This is a genomic window from Sphingorhabdus sp. (assembly GCF_035329025.1).
Classification (GTDB): domain Bacteria; phylum Pseudomonadota; class Alphaproteobacteria; order Sphingomonadales; family Sphingomonadaceae; genus Sphingorhabdus_B.
The window spans coordinates 11,497-31,880 of sequence record NZ_DAOLHN010000023.1 but is presented as its reverse complement, the minus strand read 5'-3'; the positions used below and the strand labels follow the sequence as shown (position 1 = coordinate 31,880).

Genomic DNA, 20,384 nt, shown 5'->3' with positions numbered 1-20,384 from the left:
AAAGGCACCATCGCGTAAAGCATTGGACACTGGATCGAACCCTCGCAGCTGGGAAAATCTAAGCACACCGTACGCCGACCTCGGCAAGTTTAGAGAGTTATATTGTTGAAAATCAACGAGTTTGTGTCGTGGGCGACACGCTCGTTCCGGGGGGTGGAAATGGCTATCCGCTTACCCCGAAAACGGGTCTTGAAGGGGAAACGAATCAGCAATCCCAAACGGATCGCCGACGACAAAATCCACCTGTCCGGCTGACCGATCATACCGCGCGCAGAAGTTGCAGCAAGCATAGCGAAACGATCTGGGATAGCGAGCTTCCCGGTTTCGGTCTTCGTTTCCGTCCGCCCAATGGCAAAAACTGGGTCGTCTTTTATCGCGAACGCGGAGTACAACGCACGATCAGTCTGGGACCTGTCAACAAGGTCAGCGCTGAGGAGGCAAGGCGGAAGGCGCGCGAACGGTTGGCTGCAAACCAGCTTGATGGCCTACCGACAAGAGCCAAAGAGCGCTTACCAAAGTCTGTCATATTTGCCGATTATGTCGATGAATTTTTGAGTGATTATGAGCGGCATTGGAAACCGCAGACCGTCTATCGCAATCGCCAGGCAGTTTATTCGGAATTGATACCGGTCTTTGGCGATATGCCATTGGCCTCGATTGCGCGGTGCGAAGTCATGCGCTGGCGCGATGCGATGGCCTCGCGCTCGGGTGTGTTCAATCGCACATTGCCGGTATTGGCAGTGATGCTCAATTATGCCGAGCAATTGGGGTATAGGCGGCGAGGTTCGAACCCGTGCAGAGGAACTCCGCGTTTCAAGCGGAAGCTACCCGAACGCTATTTGAGCCCGGCTGAATATCGCCGCCTCTTTGCCGTCCTGCGCGAGGCGGAAAGCGAGTTCCCGAAGGCGGTCGCTATCATCAGGCTTCTGATTTTCACTGGCGCACGCCGCAGTGAGATCGTTGCATTGCGCTGGGAGTATATCAAGCCGCCACGCCTGTTCCTTCCCGACAGTAAGACAGGTCCCAAGGTCATCTATCTCAACCGGCAGGCACAGGCGGTTATCGATGCGTTACCCAATCGTTCGCAATCGGGCTTGCTCTTTGGCTGTGTCCGCAAAACCCATGTCCCCTTCAACGTTGATCCCATTTGGCGGATATTGCGCAAACGCGCGGCACTCGCCGATGTCAGGATGCACGACCTGCGGCACAGTTTTGCCTCGGTTGCGATCCGCGACGACATCTCGCTCAGCGTGATCGGGAAGCTCCTAGGCCATAGTTTGCCGGAAACGACCGCGCGTTATGCGCACTTGGCCGACGACGCTGTGATGGATGCCGCATCGCGCATCTGTTCCTCGATAGCTTCAGCAATGGGAGTAAAAGCATGACCGCCCATAGCCTTGCCCGCATTGTTGCAGAAGAACTTGCAATCGTTGGCATCACTCCCTTCAGCGGGATACGCCGCTGGGGCCGTCCAAGACAGACCATCTGGTCATTGACCTTGGCTGGCTTCGGCGTGCGCCATTATGCGTCGGGTCGCAAAGTCTACATTTTGCAGACCATGATGGCAGGCCGCGTGCGCACCGTTACGATTGGAAATGCCGCTCTGCTCACCAATGCACAGGCGACTGATGTCGCAAAGCGCATACTGCTACGCGCACAAACCGGCGACAATCCAGCTGACACCGCACAGCGTATTCGCTCTTCGCCCCGTTTTGACGTCTTTTTGGAGGAGTTTTGGCAGAAGGTTGCCATCCAATGGAAACCATCGACAATTGCCAGCCATGATATTTCGCGCCGCAAATATCTGGATAACGCCTTTCCCGGTCGTTTCGTTGACGAGATCACGCAAGCCGAAGTGCTCAAATGGTTCAAGCGTGTTACCGACAGGGGAGGGCCCGGTGCCGGAAACCGCTGCTTCGAACTGGTCCGCGCCATGTTCAACAGGGCGGAAAGCTGGGGCTACCGCGAGGAATGTTCAAATCCCTGTCGCGGTATCCGGCCCAACCGCAAACGCAAATTTCAGTGCTTTCTGTCCGTGGAAGAATTGGCGCGATTTGGCGCCGTGCTCGAAGAGCTGAAACAGGATTTTCCGATGCAGGCAACGGCGCTTCTTGTGATTACGCTCACCGGATGCCGAAAAAGCGAAATCTTGGGACTGACATGGGGTGAGGTCAAAGGGCGGCGCTTGTTATTGCACGACAGCAAGACCGGGCCGCGCACCGTTTGGGTCGGGGAAGAAGTCAGGGCGTTGCTCGACGCCTTGCCGCGACATAAAGCGCACGACCAGATATTTTGGCATGATAAGACAACGCAGTTCAGATCATCGGTGGAGCACCATTTTTACCACGCAAGGAAGGCAGCTGGCCTGCCCCATGTCCGGCTGCATGATCTTCGGCACAGTTTTGCAAGTCATGCTGCGGCGATGTCCGAGACGCTACCCATGATCGGGAAGCTGCTTGGCCATGCGCGAATTGGATCGACTGCGCGTTATGCGCATCTGGATGACGGGCAGGTTGTCGCTGCGGCGGAGAAGGTAGGGGAGTTGTTGGATGGTTGGAGCGGATGATCTGTGCATCAGCAAACTCGGGTTCCTATTTCACCAACATAGCAGCCGTTCACGATGCCAAAACCGCGCCGTCGAAAGCCGTCATAGATTCAGCAGGTGGAAGTCGACTCCGAACGACTGGAATCGGCGGCTGTGATCGGCCCAGGTTGGGCGACAACGTTGGAGATTACGGACTGGCCAGTTCTACGGCCAATGATGGGAAAGCAGTCATCGTTGGGATGCAACAAAAGGGGAATAGGGTTGCGCGAATAAATGATCGATGGCTCGAGCGGGCCACGGTCTATAATGCAGGGGGTAGGCCAAAAAACTCAGAGGAAGCCATGGGACAAGCAAAGCAGCGTGCTAGAGCGCAAGTCAACGCACATCAGAGCATAGAGGAAGAGCTGCGTGGCTTTGGCATCAATACGGCAGAGTTTGGTTTCTACGATCAGCAGGCTTTCCTTGAGCGGGAGCAAATGGACGGGCAATTTCTGGAGAAATACGCGCAGTGGGTAGATACGCGTCCGCGCTCTGCTGAATATGACGCAAGAGCGCGCATTATCGTACCAAAATTGGCAAGCTTCATGGCAGACCTGTTTGAGAAGGAAGGTATGCAGCGAAGCTGCGTGCATGTTTCCTCCATGTTGCCTCGCATCCTCGATCGTATGGGCATTTGGAGCTTCGGACTCATGGGCTCTTTCGTTGCCGAAGTCACTGAGGCTGACCTTTGGCGCGGTCAGGCTTCCTGCGACGTTATAGACTTCCCTGGGGCTCAGCGTGGTCACGCTTGGGTAGTTGCACCACCTTTCGTCATTGTCGATGCCACGATCCGGCTTCAAAATCCGCAAGGTGATCCAATGAATGACTACCTACCCGAAATTGTCGCCGCCGAAGATGCAGCGCTCACAAAGGCTACGGTTGACGATGTGGTTAGCGCGGAGCTTCGCCGTGCTTATGCAGAGCATGAAGGGCGCTCTGATAGCCAGCTTCACCACCGGTTGGTCCCACAGTTGCGCAAATTCTCGCAGAGCTTTCCGAGCCGTGAGATCACTATTGGGCAAGCCGTGCTGCGCTATGTCCCAACCGGCGTGCGCGTGAGTGATTTGCCGCTGGAAGAAATAAACAGCGCTGGCGAAAAACTGATAGGCGCAGAGGTTTGGGACGAACACATCGTACCAAACTTTGCCGAGTATATTTTGCCTAAAAGCTGATTGCGAGGTGGCTTAGAACCTTATTCCAACAGCACGGTGCGCTTGGATTTCTGCCAATCGATCTTGCCGTTCGTGCTTATAGTCAAATTGCTGGTCTAGATCGGCAATGAATTTTGACTGCACAAAGTGCCAATCAATCGTGCTGCCGTTTCGGTCTACTAACCAGTCTCCCGCCACCCAACTAGGGACGCTATGAAAAAGTAAGACTAACGATGCTGCTAGAACGCGTTCGGCCAATAAATTCAGCTTTTCAACTTCGGATGGCCCTTCCATGCCGGACGTTATGCCGGCCTGAGCCAAAGCGATTGATTCGACAATCTGGTCGGGTGACAGATGAACGTACTTCGAGGTTGCTCCATATAAGCGGCCGACTTCTTCGTAGAACTCTTCTCGAATACCTTCCGACAAAAGCGGTAGGTCGAGATTGTTTTTGATTGAAATGCGTTGCGACTGAAAAACCTTATCATAGAGCTGCAACTTCTCCTCGATAGTCGATGAGTAACTGCGCTGCTGAACATAGCAAATCTTGATTGACGCCTCGATTAAAAATCGAAGCTCTCGACGGACCACATTTAGCACCCCTTCAGTAGTGAGAGTCATCACTGCCATCGCTGACTGAAGGATATCCTGCGAAAGGTAAGAAAGAAGATGATTTGAGGTGAAGGCGGGGTCACGTGCCGTGTCCTTGGCAATGAAAGCCAATCCCGCGAGGTAGGAATGCACAAGGTGCTGAGCCCTTCTCACGACTTCGATCATCTCGGGACGAAGTTCTGAGATTTCTGTGTTTCTCAGCATGGCTAACCCCAAATGCTCGGACAATGTGATGCAGGCTTAATGTTCAGTGAGAATAGGTGGAGGTTAAGGCCCAAGCAAGTTTCCGTGACGTTCAAGAACTCGTTTTAGAATCGCATTGGCCTGCCGAAAGTTCTCTAATTGATCGACAAAATGGTACTGCCACTTTATCCCGTGAAAGAGGTTGTTTCGATATCGGAAGAGTATCGTCAGAATCGCGATCACACGGTTTTGATCCCCATTGTCGCTTCCATCAATCACGCCTCTTACGAGCGCGGGGTTGTCGTTCTGCCTCAGATGCAGCCCATCAAAATGATGGGTGAATTCTCCGTTTTCAAAATAGCGGCTGCGGAAATAGGCAAGTTCGCCATCGAAGGAATTGACGGCAAGCTGGCCAGCCTGGTACCATGCCGTCACCGCGCTTGTGATTGCCTGCGCGCTTCCGCGTGTTGCGAGAATCCTTGCCTCAAAAAGCGTCCACAAAAATGTGAAATCGGCAATTGCTCGGCGCTCGGCCAGCGATAAGTTTGCAAACCCTGGCAAGTTTGCTTTCAACCAAGCTGTGCTCATAACCATTCCTTTTCGATTATCTGTACTATGATACTGAAATTAAATGGTTTCACTTGCAGCAGTTTTGCCCATTCTGTTGCAGCGGCTGCTCTTAGCCGGTTTTGCAACAACGGTGAACTCCGCAATTTCATCGGAAGCTGTCGCAGCTCAGCAGGCGCTTTTTACCTCTACTCGCGCTAACAGTTCTGCCGTTCGACGCTGCGATTTAAATCCTTGGGCGCGGCCATACGTTCTCATAGTCTCATCTGCGCTGCTAAGATTTCGTTGAAACCGACCATCGTTTTCCGCGAAGCGCGCTTATGGAGCAGTGAGGTTCCCACGAACTCACGTTCGTTCGATCAACTCCAATATCAATTGCTGGAACGCCTACGTAACGTCAAGGTATGCCGTTCCTCTGGCATGGTTTGAGGCGTGACCTGCACCTGCGGGCGCCGATACTCTACCTTGACAGGCGCGATCTTCCTGCGGACGTCTGCGTCGTTGAAGAAGGGCCTTATGGCCTCGATTTCCTTTTCAGGAACGCTTGGTTTGAAGCTAGCAAGGGCGCGATAGATGGATTGTACCTGCACCGTAACCACTTCTTGCACCGGCATCGCCCCATCATTGTCGAAGCCATAGGGCATCGCCCCCATTGTATCGTTATGCAGGCTAATGAGGTCCACAGAGAGGAGAAGCGTTTCATCCTCATGCCGGTCCACTTTCCAGCAGCGCAGGAGCGCCCAGAACGTAAAGTCGTCTGCTTGGCGGATAATCTGTCTTTCCGATTTCTTCACTCGCGCCTCGGTCGTCGCTTCGGAAAGCTGCTTCACAGGGATCATCGCTGCTAGCGCGACAGCGAACGACTGATCCGTCACTTTGTGAAATAATACTCTACATAGCAGATAAAGCGCGGCCGCTTGGCATTCCAGTGATGCGCCCCTCGTTCCGGAGATCAGATCAGCGAGAACGGGAAAGGTGTTGGAACCACGTGCACCAAAGTCACGCGCGCCGGTTCTAAGAAAGAACGCCAGCCAAATCAGCCATGGAGAGTCATTTGGCTCCTCAATCACAAGATTTAGCGATTTACCGAGTTGCGTGAAGAGATCAAAACCTGGCAGCGCAATGCGCTCACCTTTGGCGTCAGCGAGGTTGCCAAGCCACGAGAGCGCTCGGTCCCGTCGTTCCTTTGATACAATAGTACCGGCGACCACAAACTCGATAACTTCTGGAGTCACAGAACTAGTGACCTCGTGTAACCAGCTCGGCGATCCAGTGCGTTGAAGGAGGTCAGTTTCAATAAGGTGCTCCGCTGCAAGAAACTCTTGCAGCGAGCGGTGGAAGTAAATCGTATTCACCCCCTTCTCGACAAGGCATCCTTGGATGAGTTCCCGGCGCATCTCCTCACGATCGAGAGAGTGATGGAGGTCCCGTGTCGCGGCGTCGCAAATGTGCTGTGGAATATCCGCTAACGTCGTGGTGGATGCACCTCCCATTTCCCAAAGCCACCAAGCTAGGTGGGCGTTAAACCGTCGACGCGAGTCCAGCGGGAACGATCGGTCCCGACCGCGCTTTTCGAGTTCGCGGTGAATCAAAAGGTGCACAAAGCTATCGAAGAGTTCATATACTGACATGTCCGCACGGAGCTGGTCGGGTTGCACCGCGATTTCGCAGAGCATTTGCGCGTGTACAGGACGCTCGAGCAGCCGGTCGAAGCGACCGCTGCTAAGTTCGACGACGCGCTGCGCAATCCAAGCCTGGTCCGTCGCTGGCCCTTCGCGTTCGCTTTCGGCGCGTATCGGAAGATAGTTGGAAACGAACGTTCGAGCCTCGTCCGCAGTGAAGCCGCGGATCTCGACATGGCTGTAGCTGCGTCGTCCAGGCGTGGTGATTTCACGACCGGCGCTTGTTCGCTGAATGCCGTCGATCACGGCTCGGAACTCTACCTCGTCGTGGAAGGCCGTGTCTCTACCAAGTACAAGTATGCGGGCATCTCCCTCATCCAAGCGCATAAGTTCAGCCAACACTTGCTGGAATTTTGCTGGCGTCAGCCCATGCTTCATCTCATCGAAGCCATCGTATATGATCAGAAACCGGCCGTTGCGATTTAGGGCTCGCAGCGTGTCAAAATGGTAATTGGTCACGCGATGTTGGCTGGCAAGGACTTTGCCAAGCAGGCCTTCAATTGACTGCTCGTCGGCAATTTCTCCCAGCCGGACCAATATGGGAACACGCGCACTAGGGTCGACCAGCGCTAAGCGCGCCATAGTAGCAGCCAAATGGGTTGCAAAGGTAGATTTGCCTTTGCCATAGGCACCCAGAACGAAGAGCGGTGGCGCGTCGTCTTTTTCTATCCAACCTTTGATGTGATTTTCGAGGTCCGCTCCACTAGCCGTTTCAGGCCGCACGTAAAAGCTTTCCAACTGGGATTGCTCGTAAGTCTCAATGAGGTCTTTCAGATATGAGTCGATCAGAAGCAACCGCCGCTGGAGTTCGATAAACGTAATGATCTGCAAGCCACGGTGCCGCTCCGCAGCAGCGCGCCCACCTGGCGCAATTGGGCCTTTCGATATGAGCCAAGCACGGTCAATCGCACCTTCGAGAAGGAGCGGAAGATTATCAGAGACGAATTCGCTACACTCCTTTGCCGGTAACGTCCCTTTGTAATCTTTAGCCTCAAAGACGTACCGCTGTTCGCCAGCCACATCGTCTTTTGTCCACACTGCAGCAACGTCTACGTTCTTCTGACCCACCTTCGTTTCCGTGGACGTATTGAAGCCAGCAGCGCTCAGCACCTTTTCCAGTGTATCGCGAAACGCATTTCCTTTGGCCGTCGTACTCATTCCTGACATCGCTTTCTTTTAACAGCGGATTTCGCTTCGCGCTATGCGCCGTATCACGCCAGCGTAGGGTACCTGGTAAGAACTTGAATCTGTAGGCAGCAAACCCCACTTGCTTTGTTGGGCACTTGATAATTCTATTTCTTTTTTGGGGGGCATTTGAAGTTAATTTCGCAGTTCAGGTCCTTCTTGAACGATACCGTAAATCTTAATCGAACAAGGCTTAATGCGCTTGAAACAAACGTCAGTGCGCTGACCAATTTCGTGCGTCAATGTGACTGGGCGCCTGAAATCATCCGCTTTTATCCGCAAGGGTCATGGGCGCATGATACGATTATCAAACCACTGCATGGAGCCGAATTCGATGCCGACCTATTGGTCCTTGTCGAGCCAGTCGATAATTGGACAGCAGCTGATTATGTGAAATCATTAGGGCAAGCATTCTCGGATAGTGCGACTTACGGCGATAAGGCTAAGACGTGGGACTATTGTGTCACGATCACTTATGTCGGCGACCGGCAGGTCGATATTGCGCCATGCGTGGTGGGGCGGCTGATTCCGGATCGTTACGAAGTCTGCAACAGAGGAGCCGATTTATTTGAACGATCGGAGCCCATGTTGTTTACTGAATGGTTGAAAGAACAGAATGGCTACTCAGGCAGCAACTCATTTCGTAAAGTGACTCGCTTGCTCAAGTATCTTAGAGATATCAAGACGACCTTCACTTGTCCGTCCGTCTTGCTCACGACGCTATTGGCAAACCAAATTTACTGGACGGACAAGGAATCGGACGCGTTTGCTGACGTGCCAACCACACTAAAGACCGTAATGGGCCGACTGGATGATTGGCTCCAGGCTCGACCCCACAAGCCTGTGGTGAGCAACCCACATTTGGCATCCGAGGACCTTGCCGCGAGCTGGACCGAGGCACAATACTCAAATTTCCGAAATTTCATCAACAAATACCGAAATTGGATTGATGAGGCTTATGATGAGGAAGATCGCGCAAGGAGCATAGCAGCTTGGAGGCGCATATTCGGCGATGAATTCGCAAAGGGAGAATCCGTTCTGACGAAAGCAAGCGCTGATGAAAGCAAATCGCTTGTTTCAAATCTATTGGCGTCTACCGCCGCTCATCTGGACGGACTTGTGGATGCAGTTGCGAGTTTTGGGGTTGCTATTCTGCCTCGTACCTTCTTCTCGCCTCCTCACATGCAGGCACCGCCTTGGCCCAAGGCAGACTCATTCAGCCAAAACGTCCAAGTCGTTGCTATTTGGCAAAGTTCGAAGGATGCAATGTCAGGCAGGCGTCTGCAACAAGAAGAAAGCCTATCCAGATCGGGTGGAATTTGGTTCGATGTCACGGTTAATAACGGGCAATCGTTGCCAGAAGGCTATCGAGTACAATGGAGAATTACGAATACCGGTGCAATGGCAATGGCGTTGGGGCAAGGGCGCGGGGGATTCAATCCTGCCATGACTGGGAATCGGAGATGGGAATCGCTACGCTATCGCGGGGTGCATATCGCCGAAGCGTTCATAATCAGGCGTTCAGATGATCGTCTTGTCGGTCAGAGTGCGCCTTTCTTGGTGATAATTGAGTGACGAATAAGGGTCTGCAATTGAGCGATCCTGTATCTTGCGAAAATGGCGAAGTCGCTGACAAATTTACGTGCTAGGTTGCAAACGCACAGCAAGGCCATTCGCCATTTTGTCAAAAAATTGTTGCTGTTAAACAGTGACTGCCGTTAGTTCTGTCGAATGAGTGAATCGACATCTCAGGAGGTTTGGATACTCCCTTACGATCCCGCTTGGCCTCAGCTTCAAGTCGCAGAAATGAAAAGAATAAAACAGGCCCTCGGTCCTTGCGATATTGAGCCTATAGGTAGTGCAGCGATAGCGGGAATCTCGGGTAAGCCGATCATTGATCTACTAATCGGGACCTTTTCACCTTCAAAGGAAGCATTTTTCGAAGATCTAAAAAAGCTTGGCTATAAGCAGGGGCAGGCTCAATCAAAGGAATACGGTGTTTCATTCTTGGAACTTGTCCGCGAAGAAGATAAACCGGCGGTACACTTGCACGTTGCGCCAATAAATGGGCCGTACTGGCAAGCTATGATTACATTTCGCGATGCTTTGCGATCCGACAGTAGCCTAGCTAGGCGTTATGAAATTCTGAAGAGGAACCTTGCGGACCTGCATCCTACCGATCTAGACGCGTATGCAGCTGGAAAAAGCGAGTTTGTACGCAGCGTTTTGGGTGGGGCAAATGTCCGATAGCTTCAATCCAGCCCAGTTTGTGGGATATCAACGAGCCTCGTTCGATGAAGCTCAGCGACTACGGGTGTGGGTGATTACATCCCAGTTCCTAATCGCAGCGATCGCGGCAGTCTCCGTATTTTCTAATGATAGCGCTCTTCAACTTTATCTTGCAGCCGCAGGTGCCGTGTTACTTGTCATTTGGCTAACTGCAACGCACAATTATCGTCGTTATAAAACAGATGGCGATCAAGCGAGGCGGGCTTGTCTTGTATTGGAAGGCTTCACGGACGCTCCTTCCCCAGAACAACTTTTCCAGATTTATCAGTCCTTCAACGTGGATGACAGCCGTGCGACCCAGCTCGCCGATCCACACTATTTTGCGACTACGGCTCCAAAAGGGCCGTCGCGACTTGCTGAGATGCTAGAAGAATCTGCGTTTTGGACAGAAAAGCTGCAAGAGGAAAGCGGGCGATGGATGGCACTCTTCTTGGTTATGATCGCTCTAGTCGCAGTGATTGGCGGGCTGATTCTGATGCCCTCAGACAATGCCGAGCTACGCGTTTCGATTGCGCGGGTTTTTTTAGCGCTATTACCATTTTTCCTGTCATCCGAAGTGTTTGGTGCTCTCCAGGGGCACTGGGCCGCTGCCCGCTCAATCTGCCAACTTCGGTTGCGACTAAATGCAGCCCAAGCTAGGGGTGCCCAGATGGGCGATGTTATGTTGCTCCTGCTTGATTATAATGCTGCCGTTGAAGCAGCGCCGATGAATCTCCCCTATCTTTACAAACTTCGAAAAAACAGTCTCTGCAAAAGCTGGAACGCGTATCGTGATCACAAGGCTAACACCAAGAAATGTTAAGTAGGCCCAGCGCCGTTGCCATCAACGATCTCAACATTCAGTTATCCAACATAAACGCAATAGAGCTATCGTTTCAGATCGTGCTACACGACAGACCATCGACTAGTTCCATGCAAAGCAACTTTGGACATTCTCGTTAGTTTTTCCGCCAATGATCTGCGCGATAAGGTATGATGGTAGATAGTTTAGCTAGCCGATATTTTCTCGACGATCTCCCGGGAGCAGCACAACAAGGCGCTCGGCTCAATGGTATTTTGAAGAAGATCGACGACGGTATTCCGCTTAGTGGATTGTCGCTAGGATTTTTGGTGACAAACAAACTCGACGCCCTTTGCCTTTTCGTTGCTGGCGAGATGGGTTGGGAGGCCTTTCAGCAGAAGGCTGAACAAGAGCGCTCGGATCGTATTGCACTTGCCGAAAAACGTGCCGCCGAAGCCGCGGAAGCGCTTGCCGCACAAGCAATGCAGCGGGCTGCTGAACTGAAGGAGTTTTTCGCCGCACAGGCACGCGATCCCAAACTCAAAAGACAGCGTGAAGCTAAAGAGCTGAAACAACGTTTCGGGATCGGTTTCGTAGAATCAGAGCATTATCCACGCGTCATGTCGCTGCTTCGCTGCGTTTCCAGCGGTGATCGGCTGAATGCCGACGATGTTGCTTGGCTTCAAACAGAAGCTGAGGATTGCTGGACCGAAGAACTTCAAAGAGCATGGCATTTAATTGAGGCAGAAGCGCTTACGCACGAATGGGAAAGATCACGCGACCCGTGGAAAGCCATTAACGCTAGCAGTCATTGGCGAAAGGCAGCGAAGCCGAACTCGGCGTTGGGATTGACGGACGAGGCACTTGCAAAAGCGGGAACTGACGCTAAGGCGCGGTCAGCGCTTCTAACCACTCGCGGAGGAGCGTTACGCGATCTGCATAACCTTGATGAAGCGAAGGCGCAGGGACTAGCAGCGCATGAATTGACGCCGAAGGACTTCCGTCCCTGCACGTTACTCGGCGCTGTACATATCGAACTCGGTGAGTTGATCGCGGGGCGTGATTGGTATGTGAAAGCCGAGAAACTTGGCGCTGACAGACACGCTATCGATAAAGACTTGCGCGCATTGCTGTCCCGAACGTCAAGATCGCAGAGGCAGCGGATAACTGAGTTTTTGATTGCACAAGACCCTGAACGCTTTGGCTGGTTGCTCAGAAAATGACGGCCGAGACGAACGGTCTGCTATGATCATAGTCCCTGATGATCCCGGCCCAGCCTCACCAGTTGAGGTCTTGAAGGCCAACGTCGTTAAGGTGTTTGATGGTGACGGTTTTTTGGCGAATGTCTGGCATCCTTGGCGTGAAGCCTGGGTTCCACGCATTCCCTTTCGCTTCGCATTCATTGATGCACCTGAGATTGAACAGCCTTTCGGCCCTGAATCGCAAGCATTTCTTCAAAGTTTGATCGCCGGGAAAACCCTGCGTCTTGATCCGATAGGTAAGGAATCAACCGGCGGCGTTCCAATTGATCCATACAAACGGATGTTGTGCATGGGATACCTGACCGAGCAATTGGAGGTCGGCAGGATCAACTATTATCTAAATGGTCTATGCAGCACAGGCACCGTTAAGAACGCTCGCCCAGCTACCCGAAACATTGAGCTTGAGATGATCGTAAATGGCTGGGCTTGGGTGGTCGAGCGATGGACATTCGAGCGGGAAGACGAATATTTCAGTGCGCAGGAGGACGCGCAGCGAAATCGGCGTGGACTATGGGCGATGGATAACCCTGAACCGCCATGGGATTTCAAGCGGCGTCAGCGGCGCAAGAAACCTGAAGAAAGTGGGCAGGGCACATTGCTTTAAGTAATAAGTGAAGGCTTCAGTATTTCGGCTTCTGGTTATGCAGCGTACCGACCATCCTTTAATCGTCTTGCTTGGCCAATTGCCGCGAGCGCATCCAGCACAGGCTTAACCGACACGGCGCGTTTGCCCTTAAAGTTGCGGGCGATGTCTTGCGCGGCAAGCGGCGTTGGCGCGGCTGCGAGGACGGCGGCGATTGCGCTGACTTGGTCTGGCAGCTTTTCGGGCCAGGGGATGACATTATCCGGTGCGGGGGCGGTGGACTCGCCCAGATCGAGCGTCGCGTTGATGGGGGCGGTATAGTCTGGCGCTTGGTATTCGGGGCGGAGCCAGCGGATTACGCCCTTGGCCTCTTCGGCAGCGCGCGCCTTGTTGAGCGCGACAAGGCGGGTCAATATCTCTTCGTCCGCCAAGTCCCCCTCCCACCCATAAGCCTGCGCGACCAGAGCATCGAGCGCATCATGGTGCTGGCGGATCAGCGTCACAAGACCCTTGTCATGAATGTCCCGCTCCCCGTCGGTCAGCGCGCGGTCTTCTTTTAGCGCCTCCAGCACATTGTAGAGCTTGGTGAGGGTCAGATCCACGTGCTCGGCCAGAACGCGCTTGCGCAACGCGTCGAGCGCCTCGGCCTCGGCACGGATCTTGTCCTTCAGCTGTTCGGGGACATCGGCGGGGAAGGGGAATTTGGCGAAGCAAATGGAATTACTATATCGCAAGTCATCTCCAACGCCGAGTCTTGCTCCGGTCGCGGCAGACCAAACAACATGAACATAACTGGAAACAATTCCTAATATATATCTGTCTTCGGTGGCGATGCTAACCACCATGCTATCAGGATAGATGGTTGTCGGCATAAACTGAAAAACTCGGTGCTTTGCCGTATGGACTGTCGCGATATATTCAGAAAGACCACGCAAAGCCTTGCGCATCTCGGAGCGAACCTCTCCGAAAAGCCACCAATTTTCCCGATAACTGGCGCGATTGTTTAGTTCGCGGTGTGGTTTTACGTTAGTAAGGATATGCTGGTAAACCGCTGGATACCCCTCCCGCACTTGCTCCTCAGTAAGTCCGTAAAGGTCAATCAGTTTCACTCCGCGCGGACGGGATGCGAGATCGCGGCCATTACGATAGTCAAAGATGACCTCGAGCTCGTCGCCGTCTCCTGTTCGAATTTTACTCGGGAAGTTACTAGCGCCAAGTTGCTCTGCCTGCTCAGGTGTAACTACGAAGCCATCGCCATGAAGTTTAACTCCCATGGACGATAGGCCTTCATTCGCCTTTAGCTGCACCGTCGCCGTCACATCGGCCCCGGTGCGCAGATCGCTGCTGATCGCGCCGATGCTTTCCGAAAACTCCACGCGCTCCGGTGCAGCGCTTTCATCGGTGACCGATAGCAACCGCCCTTCGGTCTTGCCCTTGGCCGCAACCGTCATCGCAATACGCACGGCGGCCCCGTCCTTTTCATCCACCCAAGGATGGTTGGGAATGGCAAATAGCAGGCTCACGCGGTCTTTCGCTTCCAGATGCTTGGCTATCACCCGCCTGCTGAACACCTGTGTGATGCTGTTGGTGGTAACGAACCCAAATCGCCGCGTGGCAGATTTGCGCGCCGCCAACCCCGCCTTGTCCCACCAGTGCATCACAAAATCCGCGCTTTCGGGCACATCGGTGGTTTTAAACAACGCCTCAAAATAGCCATCGCCCAATCGTTCGCGAACATCCTTGCCGCCAATGAACGGCGGGTTGCCAACGATGAAATCCGCCTTGGGCCATTTGGTCGCGCGAGGTTTGATATAGCGATAGACTTCCACCTGTGCCGCTTCATCGGGCACTTTTTTGCCCGTCACCGGATGATCCTTCATCGTCTCGCCATCCCAGCGCGTCATCGGCTTGCCTGCATCATCGCGGACGAGTTCGCGCTTGTCCCAATCGATCAGGGCATCACGATTTTCGATGGTGCGCACATCGCGCAGGATGGGCTCAGGCGGGGCTTTGTCTGCACCGTTGACGCGGAAATGCCATTGCAGATAGCCGATCCAAAGCACCAGTTGCGCAATCGCCGCCGCGCGCGGGTTGATCTCTATGCCAAGGAAGTTTTCCGGCGTGATAGTGTGGCCACTAATCTCTGCAACATATTGGTCATCGCCCAGCTCGACCAGCAGATCAAGCACTTCGCCTTCCAGCTCTTTCATCCTCGCCATTGCGACATAGAGGAAATTGCCGGTGCCGCACGCCGGATCAAGTACCTTGGTTTGCGCCAGCTTGGCGTGAAACGCTTCGACATGCGCCTTGGCCTCAATCGCCTTGTTTTCGCCAATCAGCTCAGACGCGGCGACGCGCACGCCGTTCCAATCCGCTCGCAGCGGTTCCATAATCGTCGGGCTGATCAGGCGTTCCACATAGGCGCGCGGGGTATAATGCGCGCCAAGCTTTGCCCGCTCTTTGGGGTTGAGCGCGCGTTCCAGCAGTGTGCCGAAAATCGCAGGCTCCACCTCTGTCCACACATGCTCGCCCGCCTGGATCAGCACCTCGAGTTCTTCGGCATCAAGCGGAATAGCGGTGCGTTCCTTGAACAGATAGCCGTTGAACTTTTTGAGCGGCACGCCCAGCGCAGGCGAGAATTGCCCCTCATCCATTGCCGCCCATAATGCGGCCAATTGATGTTCCAGATGTTCAGGGTGCGCGCGCTGGTTTTTAAGCAGGTTGGTGAAGCTCTTGTGCGGGATAAGACCACTGTCTTCGGCGAACATCGTGAACAGCACCCGCATTAAAAAGCCGCTCGTCGTTTCGGCATTATAGCCGCGCTTTTCAAGCCTGCGGGCTACTGTCGCGAGCAAATTGGCAATATCACGTGTGACGGCGGCGGCGCGCGCGGCGGGGTCGATGCTTTTGGGGTTGGTCCAGATCGCGCGCAGCCGATCGCGCACCGCCTCATCGCGCAGATCCTCCAGCATGATGCGGTAACGTGCCCGATCCGGGAATTGCGCATATGCTTTCCCCGTTCCGGTGAAATCGGCATAGACTTCGATGCAATAGCCAATATCCGCCACAAGCAATATGGGCGGCCAGCCATGGTCTATGGGCAGTGCTTTGGCATAGCGTTCGGCCTGCCCTTTGGCCTGCACCATCGCCTTGGCCCAGCCAGGCGTGCCGCGCCTCGCAGTGCCGCGCTTGACGCGGGCACTGGCGGTCTGGCCGAAAATGTCGAGATCGTCTTCGTTACGTTCTGCCGCCGCCCGATCTGCCTCGCTGCCTTGCTTTGCTTCCAGAATGAACGCGCCCCGCTTGTAGCAATCGATGCGGCCAAAGCTCTGCGTTCCATCGCCATTGTCCTGAAACACGCGGCGCTCGAACACGTAATCATTATGCGTATCGTCGGCCCGGCTACCCGCAGGCGCATCGATCTCGAGAATCTGGCACAGTCCGTTTATGAAGCTCTGCGTATTGGCGAGCTCCGATCCTCCCGTATCGCGCCATGCGGCAATAAATGTATCGATGTCGGAAGACCCCTGCATGGTTCTGGTGTTAAGCACAGCACGGGTTCCCAAGCAATGACAATGGCGGGCAGAGCCTTCTTCATGGGCGTTCCAAATCAAAGCCGTAGCCGCCCAAATGAACATCCCCTTTCATGACTAATCCACGCCCCTGACCGGACCCGGGCAGGTCTGCAACCCGCGCTCATGCGGACCGTGTTGCTGCGCTTCGCGCCGCTGCCCGCACCACTCCTGTGAGCGGGGTTTCCCTCGCTGCGCTCGGTGCAGTCCTGACCGTGCCCGGTCTTAACGGGGCTCAGTCAAAGGGATGGTCCCTTGGACGGTTAGAAACAGCTTCGAAAGGTCAATGCCATGAAAAACACAGTCACTCTCGTCGGCTTCGTTGGCAACACTCCGGAGGTCCGTAACACCCAGTCAGGGGCATCGATCACCACCGTATCACTTGCCACCACCCGCAGCTTTAAAGACGGCGAAGGCAACCGCCAATCCGAAACCGAATGGCACCGGATCACCTGCTTCAACGGCGTCGGCAAATGCGTTGCAGAGCATGTCACCAAGGGCGCGATGATCATGGTCACCGGGCGTATCCACTACACCAAATGGACTGATCAGAATGGCACCGACCGTTACGGCTGCGAGATCGTCGCCGAGCAGGTCGACTTCCTCGTCAAGGCGAAGGAGGCCTCCAATGATGAACCCAAGAAGCGGCGCTCGAAGTAGCGCCGCAGCATTCCTGATCGTCAAACCAAAAAGGTTCCGCAGCATCAGTTGCGGGGCCTTTTTTAGTGCCAATACTGCAACCCATGATTTGGCAAAAATGACCCGGCATTTGCAGGGTAGGGGATAGGCGGAGAGGCGCGGAACGCCTCACGTTTTAACCGTCAAATATGGCTATTTGCTGACCCTTTAACGGAAAACTGCCAAAAATGAAGCGGCGATGTCCGCTCGTTTTCGATTCCATTCAGGCGCCAATCGGGCTATGAAATCCATCGAAACCCGCAGTTTCATAGGCTTTTTTCCAAGTCAGAAATCATCATCGAATCCACCTTCGGAGCACTGAAAATGCAAGCACACCGTACGCGACATGTCGCTGGCGAAAAATGGCAGAAATCGGGGAGAAATAGGCAAATATCAGGAATGGCAACTTTCCAATCATTTTCAAATCACGAGTCCCAATGACTTGGATCCAAATCATCCCCGAACAGCAATGGCGGTTTTCCGCGAGCTTCAATGTTCTTGACATGTTCTAATAGATGACTTAAATCCAAATCGCCTTCCGCAAGTGTGAACGGGCTCCTTTTCAAGGAAGGAGTTCGCAATGGCACGTCCATTGTCACTGCAAATCTATGTATCGAATGACCTCGCACACCGTGTCCGCATGGCGGCCAAGGCCAAGGGTATGAGCGTCAGCGAATGGGTGCGTTTGCTACTCATGGCGGCCTGTGACGGCGAGGATCCGGCATCAGGGCAGGCATCGTCAATCGAGCGTATTCACCGCCAATCGGTGTTCGCGATGGTTGGTATCGATGCGCTCCTTGCAGGCCATGCCGATCCACAATTGAGGGACCGTGCGCATGCCGCCTATGCGCGGCGCTGCAAGCAATTGGGGATTGCGACCGCTACCGTCGAAGGGGCTTCGAAATGAAGCGCAACCTTTTGAACTTCACCCGCGGCAGCCAGCTTCTGGGGCATTTCGGTTTCATGTTTGCAGCCGGGCTCAAAGGCCCGCTCATTGTCGCTGCTATCGTGATCGGCGGCATGTGCTGGTGGACGCTGTCGGGCGGGCTTTCTACCCACGAAACCTATCTCGTCTGGATGCGGATTTATGCCGCGATTTACGGTTTCATGGAGTTCGATCCGGCCAAACTCATTGCCATTGAAACCGGGCTCGGTGGCACGGTCGAGCTACCATTGGGTACTGCCCAACATTATCCGCCGATCATGCTTGCCTGGGAGCATATGCTTGCATTGCTCAAGCAGGCACTGACGCGTGCGGCGCTGCTCCTTATACCTGCGATGGTCGCCTTCTACTGGTTTGCATCGCACTTTGGCAGCCGGTCGAAAGAGCGCAAGCATGAGCGCGGCGCGATGCTTGCGACCCTTCCCGAATTGGTCGCTGAAATCGGCGAGCATAATGCCCGCGAACGCAAGCGCGAGCTGAGCGAAGCGCTGGGGGTCCAGTGGCGATTTGCACTTCCGAGCGAGTTGCACCGTCTCTTTCCTTATGCACCCTCGCATCTGGCGCAGGTCAGCTATCCATGGCGGCTCGAACAAAGCCATGCGATGCTTATTGGTACCACGGGGATGGGCAAGACAGTCGCGCTTTCCGACATGATCGAGGAGGCAAGGGCGAGCGGCCAGCGTGCCGTTATCTTCGATCTGACCGGTACCTTTATCGAGCATTTTTACGAGAGCGATCGGGACATCATCTTGAACCCGCTCGATGCCCGTTGCCCGCAATGGAGCGTGTTTGACGAATGCCGCGATGAAGCCGAATTTTCAGCGGCCGCCGAAGCGCTTGTTCCGCATGACGGCGGTGGTTCGGAGCAGTTCTGGGTGCTGGCCGCCAGGCTCTTGTTTGTCGAAATGTGCCTGAAACTCAGAGCCAAGGGCAGCGCAACCAACGAGGCCTTGGCGCGCGAATTGATGACCGCTGACCTGACGCAGGTGCACAAATTGATGCGCGGTACGATTGCCGATCCGCTGACCGCGCCTGAGGCTGCACGCATGGCGGAATCGATCCGGGCGGTGTTCAACGCCAACGCCAAGGCGCTGAAACTTCTGCCGCGAGCAGGTCCGCAATTCTCGGTACGGGACTGGGTTGAAAGCGACAAGCGCGACGGCTCGATGTTGTACATCTCCGCGCGCTATATAGACATGAGCGTCTGTTCACAGCTGCTGACTGTCTGGCTCGATACCGCCATGAACACGTTGATGGCGATGGAGCGTACGCGCAACTTGCGGCTCTGGTTTTTCATCGACGAAATGGGCGCGCTTCACCGGCTGCCCGCATTGGAAAAAGGGCTCCAGACCGCGCGCAATTTTGGTGGAGCAATTGTCACAGGCATCCATGCCTATGCCAAACTCAAGGAAGTATATGGGGACAATATGGCGATGACCTTGTCCTCGCTTGCCCGGACCAAATTGATCCTCGGAACCGCCGACCGCGAGACTGCGACATGGTGTTCGGACTTTATCGGCCATACCCAGGTGCGCGACATGGAGGAGGGCTATACATACGGTTATAACAATGCCCGCGATGCCGTCAGCCTGACCCCGCGCAAGAACATCGAGCCGCTCTTGTTACCCGACCAGCTGATGAACCTGCCAAGGCTTTCGGGCTATTTGAAATTTCCCGACGGATTTCCGGCAGCACCGGTCAAGCTTGTCCCTGTATCGCGCAAGAAAAGGGCCGAACCCTTCATCCGGCGTGCGGGCGATGACGGTCCGCTGAACAGATCACACCCAGATCAAATGCCGCATTCCGAAGGCCAGACAGGAGCTGATGAACATCCGTCTTCAAACGATGATGGTGCGGGCAAACGCGTTGTTCCGAAGCAAGGAGAATTGGCGCTGACCGAGGCGAAACCGGTGGCTGAAAATGAGCGCACAGAGCCTGATTTGCAGTCTCGTCCTTCAGAGGCGGAAGCCACGGCTAAACCCCTAGCCAAGCTTGAGCCGTTGCAGCCAGACAAGCACGCGGCGCAGCCGCAAATAGCCAAGCCCGGTACCGTCCAGCCTGCAATACCAATGGACAAGGTTTTGCGGGTCGATACCCCCTCATCGGAGGGGCAAGACCAATTGTCGTCGCCGGGCGTCATGCCGCCATCCCAGCCTGCAATTCAGCCGCAACGTCAAGCCCCGGAACAGGGTGCTGGCAAAGCCGATGCAGCAAGACGGCTGATGCTTGAAGACGGGATGCGCGAGAGCGACGAAGCGAAGGATGCGGTCGATCTGGGTGACCTCGATATGGATCTGTGAGACCGCTCATGC

15 protein-coding genes are annotated in these 20,384 nt (G+C 54.4%); 11 read left to right on the top strand and 4 right to left on the bottom strand.

Going from position 1 to position 20,384, the window contains the following annotated elements; all coding sequences use genetic code 11:
* Positions 1 to 128 precede the first annotated feature (128 nt).
* From PKC81_RS08150 to PKC81_RS08140, 3 genes are read left to right on the top strand one after another with little or no spacing between them, the layout of a single operon-like run.
* Positions 129 to 1,385, top strand: coding sequence for a site-specific integrase (locus PKC81_RS08150; protein WP_324334929.1), 1,257 nt, complete (start codon positions 129 to 131; stop codon positions 1,383 to 1,385).
* Entirely contained in the window at positions 1,382 to 2,566 is a 1,185-nt protein-coding gene (locus PKC81_RS08145) for a tyrosine-type recombinase/integrase (protein WP_324334927.1), read from the top strand. Before PKC81_RS08150 ends, PKC81_RS08145 begins: the two co-directional genes overlap by 4 nt.
* Positions 2,554 to 3,756, top strand: a complete 1,203-nt coding sequence (locus PKC81_RS08140; RefSeq protein ID WP_324334925.1) for a hypothetical protein — start codon at positions 2,554 to 2,556, stop codon at positions 3,754 to 3,756. The genes PKC81_RS08145 and PKC81_RS08140 overlap by 13 nt, the downstream gene beginning before the upstream one ends.
* A gap of 12 nt (positions 3,757 to 3,768) precedes the next feature.
* Here the strand turns inward: PKC81_RS08140 and PKC81_RS08135 are convergent, their stop codons facing one another.
* The 3 genes from PKC81_RS08135 to PKC81_RS08125 all read right to left on the bottom strand — a co-directional run bounded on the left by PKC81_RS08135 (position 3,769) and on the right by PKC81_RS08125 (position 7,937).
* Positions 3,769 to 4,551 carry a hypothetical protein gene (locus PKC81_RS08135; protein WP_324334923.1) on the bottom strand — a complete coding sequence of 261 codons (783 nt, stop codon included), beginning with the start codon at positions 4,549 to 4,551 and terminating at the stop codon, positions 3,769 to 3,771.
* 63 nt (positions 4,552 to 4,614) lie between these two features.
* Positions 4,615 to 5,118 carry a hypothetical protein gene (locus tag PKC81_RS08130; protein WP_324334921.1) on the bottom strand — a complete coding sequence of 168 codons (504 nt, stop codon included), beginning with the start codon at positions 5,116 to 5,118 and terminating at the stop codon, positions 4,615 to 4,617.
* Between the two features lie 350 nt (positions 5,119 to 5,468).
* Positions 5,469 to 7,937 (bottom strand): NACHT domain-containing protein, encoded by a 2,469-nt coding sequence (locus PKC81_RS08125; protein ID WP_324334918.1) that lies wholly within the window; start codon positions 7,935 to 7,937, stop codon positions 5,469 to 5,471.
* Positions 7,938 to 8,093: 156 nt separating this feature from the next.
* On the opposite strand from PKC81_RS08125, the gene PKC81_RS08120 reads away from it, so the two are divergent.
* The 5 genes from PKC81_RS08120 to PKC81_RS08100 all read left to right on the top strand — a co-directional run bounded on the left by PKC81_RS08120 (position 8,094) and on the right by PKC81_RS08100 (position 12,900).
* Complete coding sequence (locus tag PKC81_RS08120; RefSeq protein WP_324334916.1) at positions 8,094 to 9,539, top strand: cyclic GMP-AMP synthase DncV-like nucleotidyltransferase; 1,446 nt, start codon at positions 8,094 to 8,096, stop codon at positions 9,537 to 9,539.
* 156 nt (positions 9,540 to 9,695) lie between these two features.
* Positions 9,696 to 10,214, top strand: a complete 519-nt coding sequence (locus tag PKC81_RS08115; RefSeq protein ID WP_324334914.1) for a GrpB family protein — start codon at positions 9,696 to 9,698, stop codon at positions 10,212 to 10,214.
* Positions 10,156 to 11,055 carry a hypothetical protein gene (locus PKC81_RS08110; RefSeq protein WP_324334913.1) on the top strand — a complete coding sequence of 300 codons (900 nt, stop codon included), beginning with the start codon at positions 10,156 to 10,158 and terminating at the stop codon, positions 11,053 to 11,055. Before PKC81_RS08115 ends, PKC81_RS08110 begins: the two co-directional genes overlap by 59 nt.
* 170 nt (positions 11,056 to 11,225) lie before the next feature.
* Positions 11,226 to 12,257 (top strand): hypothetical protein, encoded by a 1,032-nt coding sequence (locus PKC81_RS08105; RefSeq protein WP_324334911.1) that lies wholly within the window; start codon positions 11,226 to 11,228, stop codon positions 12,255 to 12,257.
* Positions 12,258 to 12,279: 22 nt separating this feature from the next.
* A complete protein-coding gene (locus tag PKC81_RS08100; protein ID WP_324334909.1) occupies positions 12,280 to 12,900 on the top strand; it encodes a thermonuclease family protein in 621 nt (206 codons plus the stop codon).
* Between the two features lie 35 nt (positions 12,901 to 12,935).
* Here the strand turns inward: PKC81_RS08100 and PKC81_RS08095 are convergent, their stop codons facing one another.
* Entirely contained in the window at positions 12,936 to 16,412 is a 3,477-nt protein-coding gene (locus PKC81_RS08095) for a DNA methyltransferase (protein WP_324334907.1), read from the bottom strand.
* A gap of 330 nt (positions 16,413 to 16,742) precedes the next feature.
* Between PKC81_RS08095 and ssb the strand changes: the two genes are divergently transcribed.
* From ssb to PKC81_RS08080, 3 genes are all read left to right on the top strand, one after another.
* Entirely contained in the window at positions 16,743 to 17,111 is a 369-nt protein-coding gene (gene ssb, locus PKC81_RS08090; protein WP_324334905.1) for a single-stranded DNA-binding protein, read from the top strand.
* Between the two features lie 598 nt (positions 17,112 to 17,709).
* Complete coding sequence (locus PKC81_RS08085) at positions 17,710 to 18,036, top strand: hypothetical protein (RefSeq protein ID WP_324334903.1); 327 nt, start codon at positions 17,710 to 17,712, stop codon at positions 18,034 to 18,036.
* Entirely contained in the window at positions 18,033 to 20,372 is a 2,340-nt protein-coding gene (locus PKC81_RS08080) for a type IV secretion system DNA-binding domain-containing protein (RefSeq protein ID WP_324334901.1), read from the top strand. Before PKC81_RS08085 ends, PKC81_RS08080 begins: the two co-directional genes overlap by 4 nt.
* The last annotated feature ends 12 nt before the right edge of the window (positions 20,373 to 20,384 follow it).

Coding starts and splice junctions, on each gene's coding strand:
- PKC81_RS08145 (WP_324334927.1), top strand. CDS start 1,382: ATGACCGCCCATAGCCTTGCCCGCATTGTTGCAGAAGAACTTGCAATC.
- ssb (WP_324334905.1), top strand. CDS start 16,743: ATGAAAAACACAGTCACTCTCGTCGGCTTCGTTGGCAACACTCCGGAG.
- PKC81_RS08100 (WP_324334909.1), top strand. CDS start 12,280: ATGATCATAGTCCCTGATGATCCCGGCCCAGCCTCACCAGTTGAGGTC.
- PKC81_RS08105 (WP_324334911.1), top strand. CDS start 11,226: ATGATGGTAGATAGTTTAGCTAGCCGATATTTTCTCGACGATCTCCCG.
- PKC81_RS08110 (WP_324334913.1), top strand. CDS start 10,156: ATGCAGCTGGAAAAAGCGAGTTTGTACGCAGCGTTTTGGGTGGGGCAA.
- PKC81_RS08130 (WP_324334921.1), bottom strand. CDS start 5,118: ATGAGCACAGCTTGGTTGAAAGCAAACTTGCCAGGGTTTGCAAACTTA.
- PKC81_RS08095 (WP_324334907.1), bottom strand. CDS start 16,412: ATGCAGGGGTCTTCCGACATCGATACATTTATTGCCGCATGGCGCGAT.
- PKC81_RS08115 (WP_324334914.1), top strand. CDS start 9,696: ATGAGTGAATCGACATCTCAGGAGGTTTGGATACTCCCTTACGATCCC.
- PKC81_RS08085 (WP_324334903.1), top strand. CDS start 17,710: ATGGCACGTCCATTGTCACTGCAAATCTATGTATCGAATGACCTCGCA.
- PKC81_RS08080 (WP_324334901.1), top strand. CDS start 18,033: ATGAAGCGCAACCTTTTGAACTTCACCCGCGGCAGCCAGCTTCTGGGG.
- PKC81_RS08135 (WP_324334923.1), bottom strand. CDS start 4,551: ATGCTGAGAAACACAGAAATCTCAGAACTTCGTCCCGAGATGATCGAA.
- PKC81_RS08125 (WP_324334918.1), bottom strand. CDS start 7,937: ATGAGTACGACGGCCAAAGGAAATGCGTTTCGCGATACACTGGAAAAG.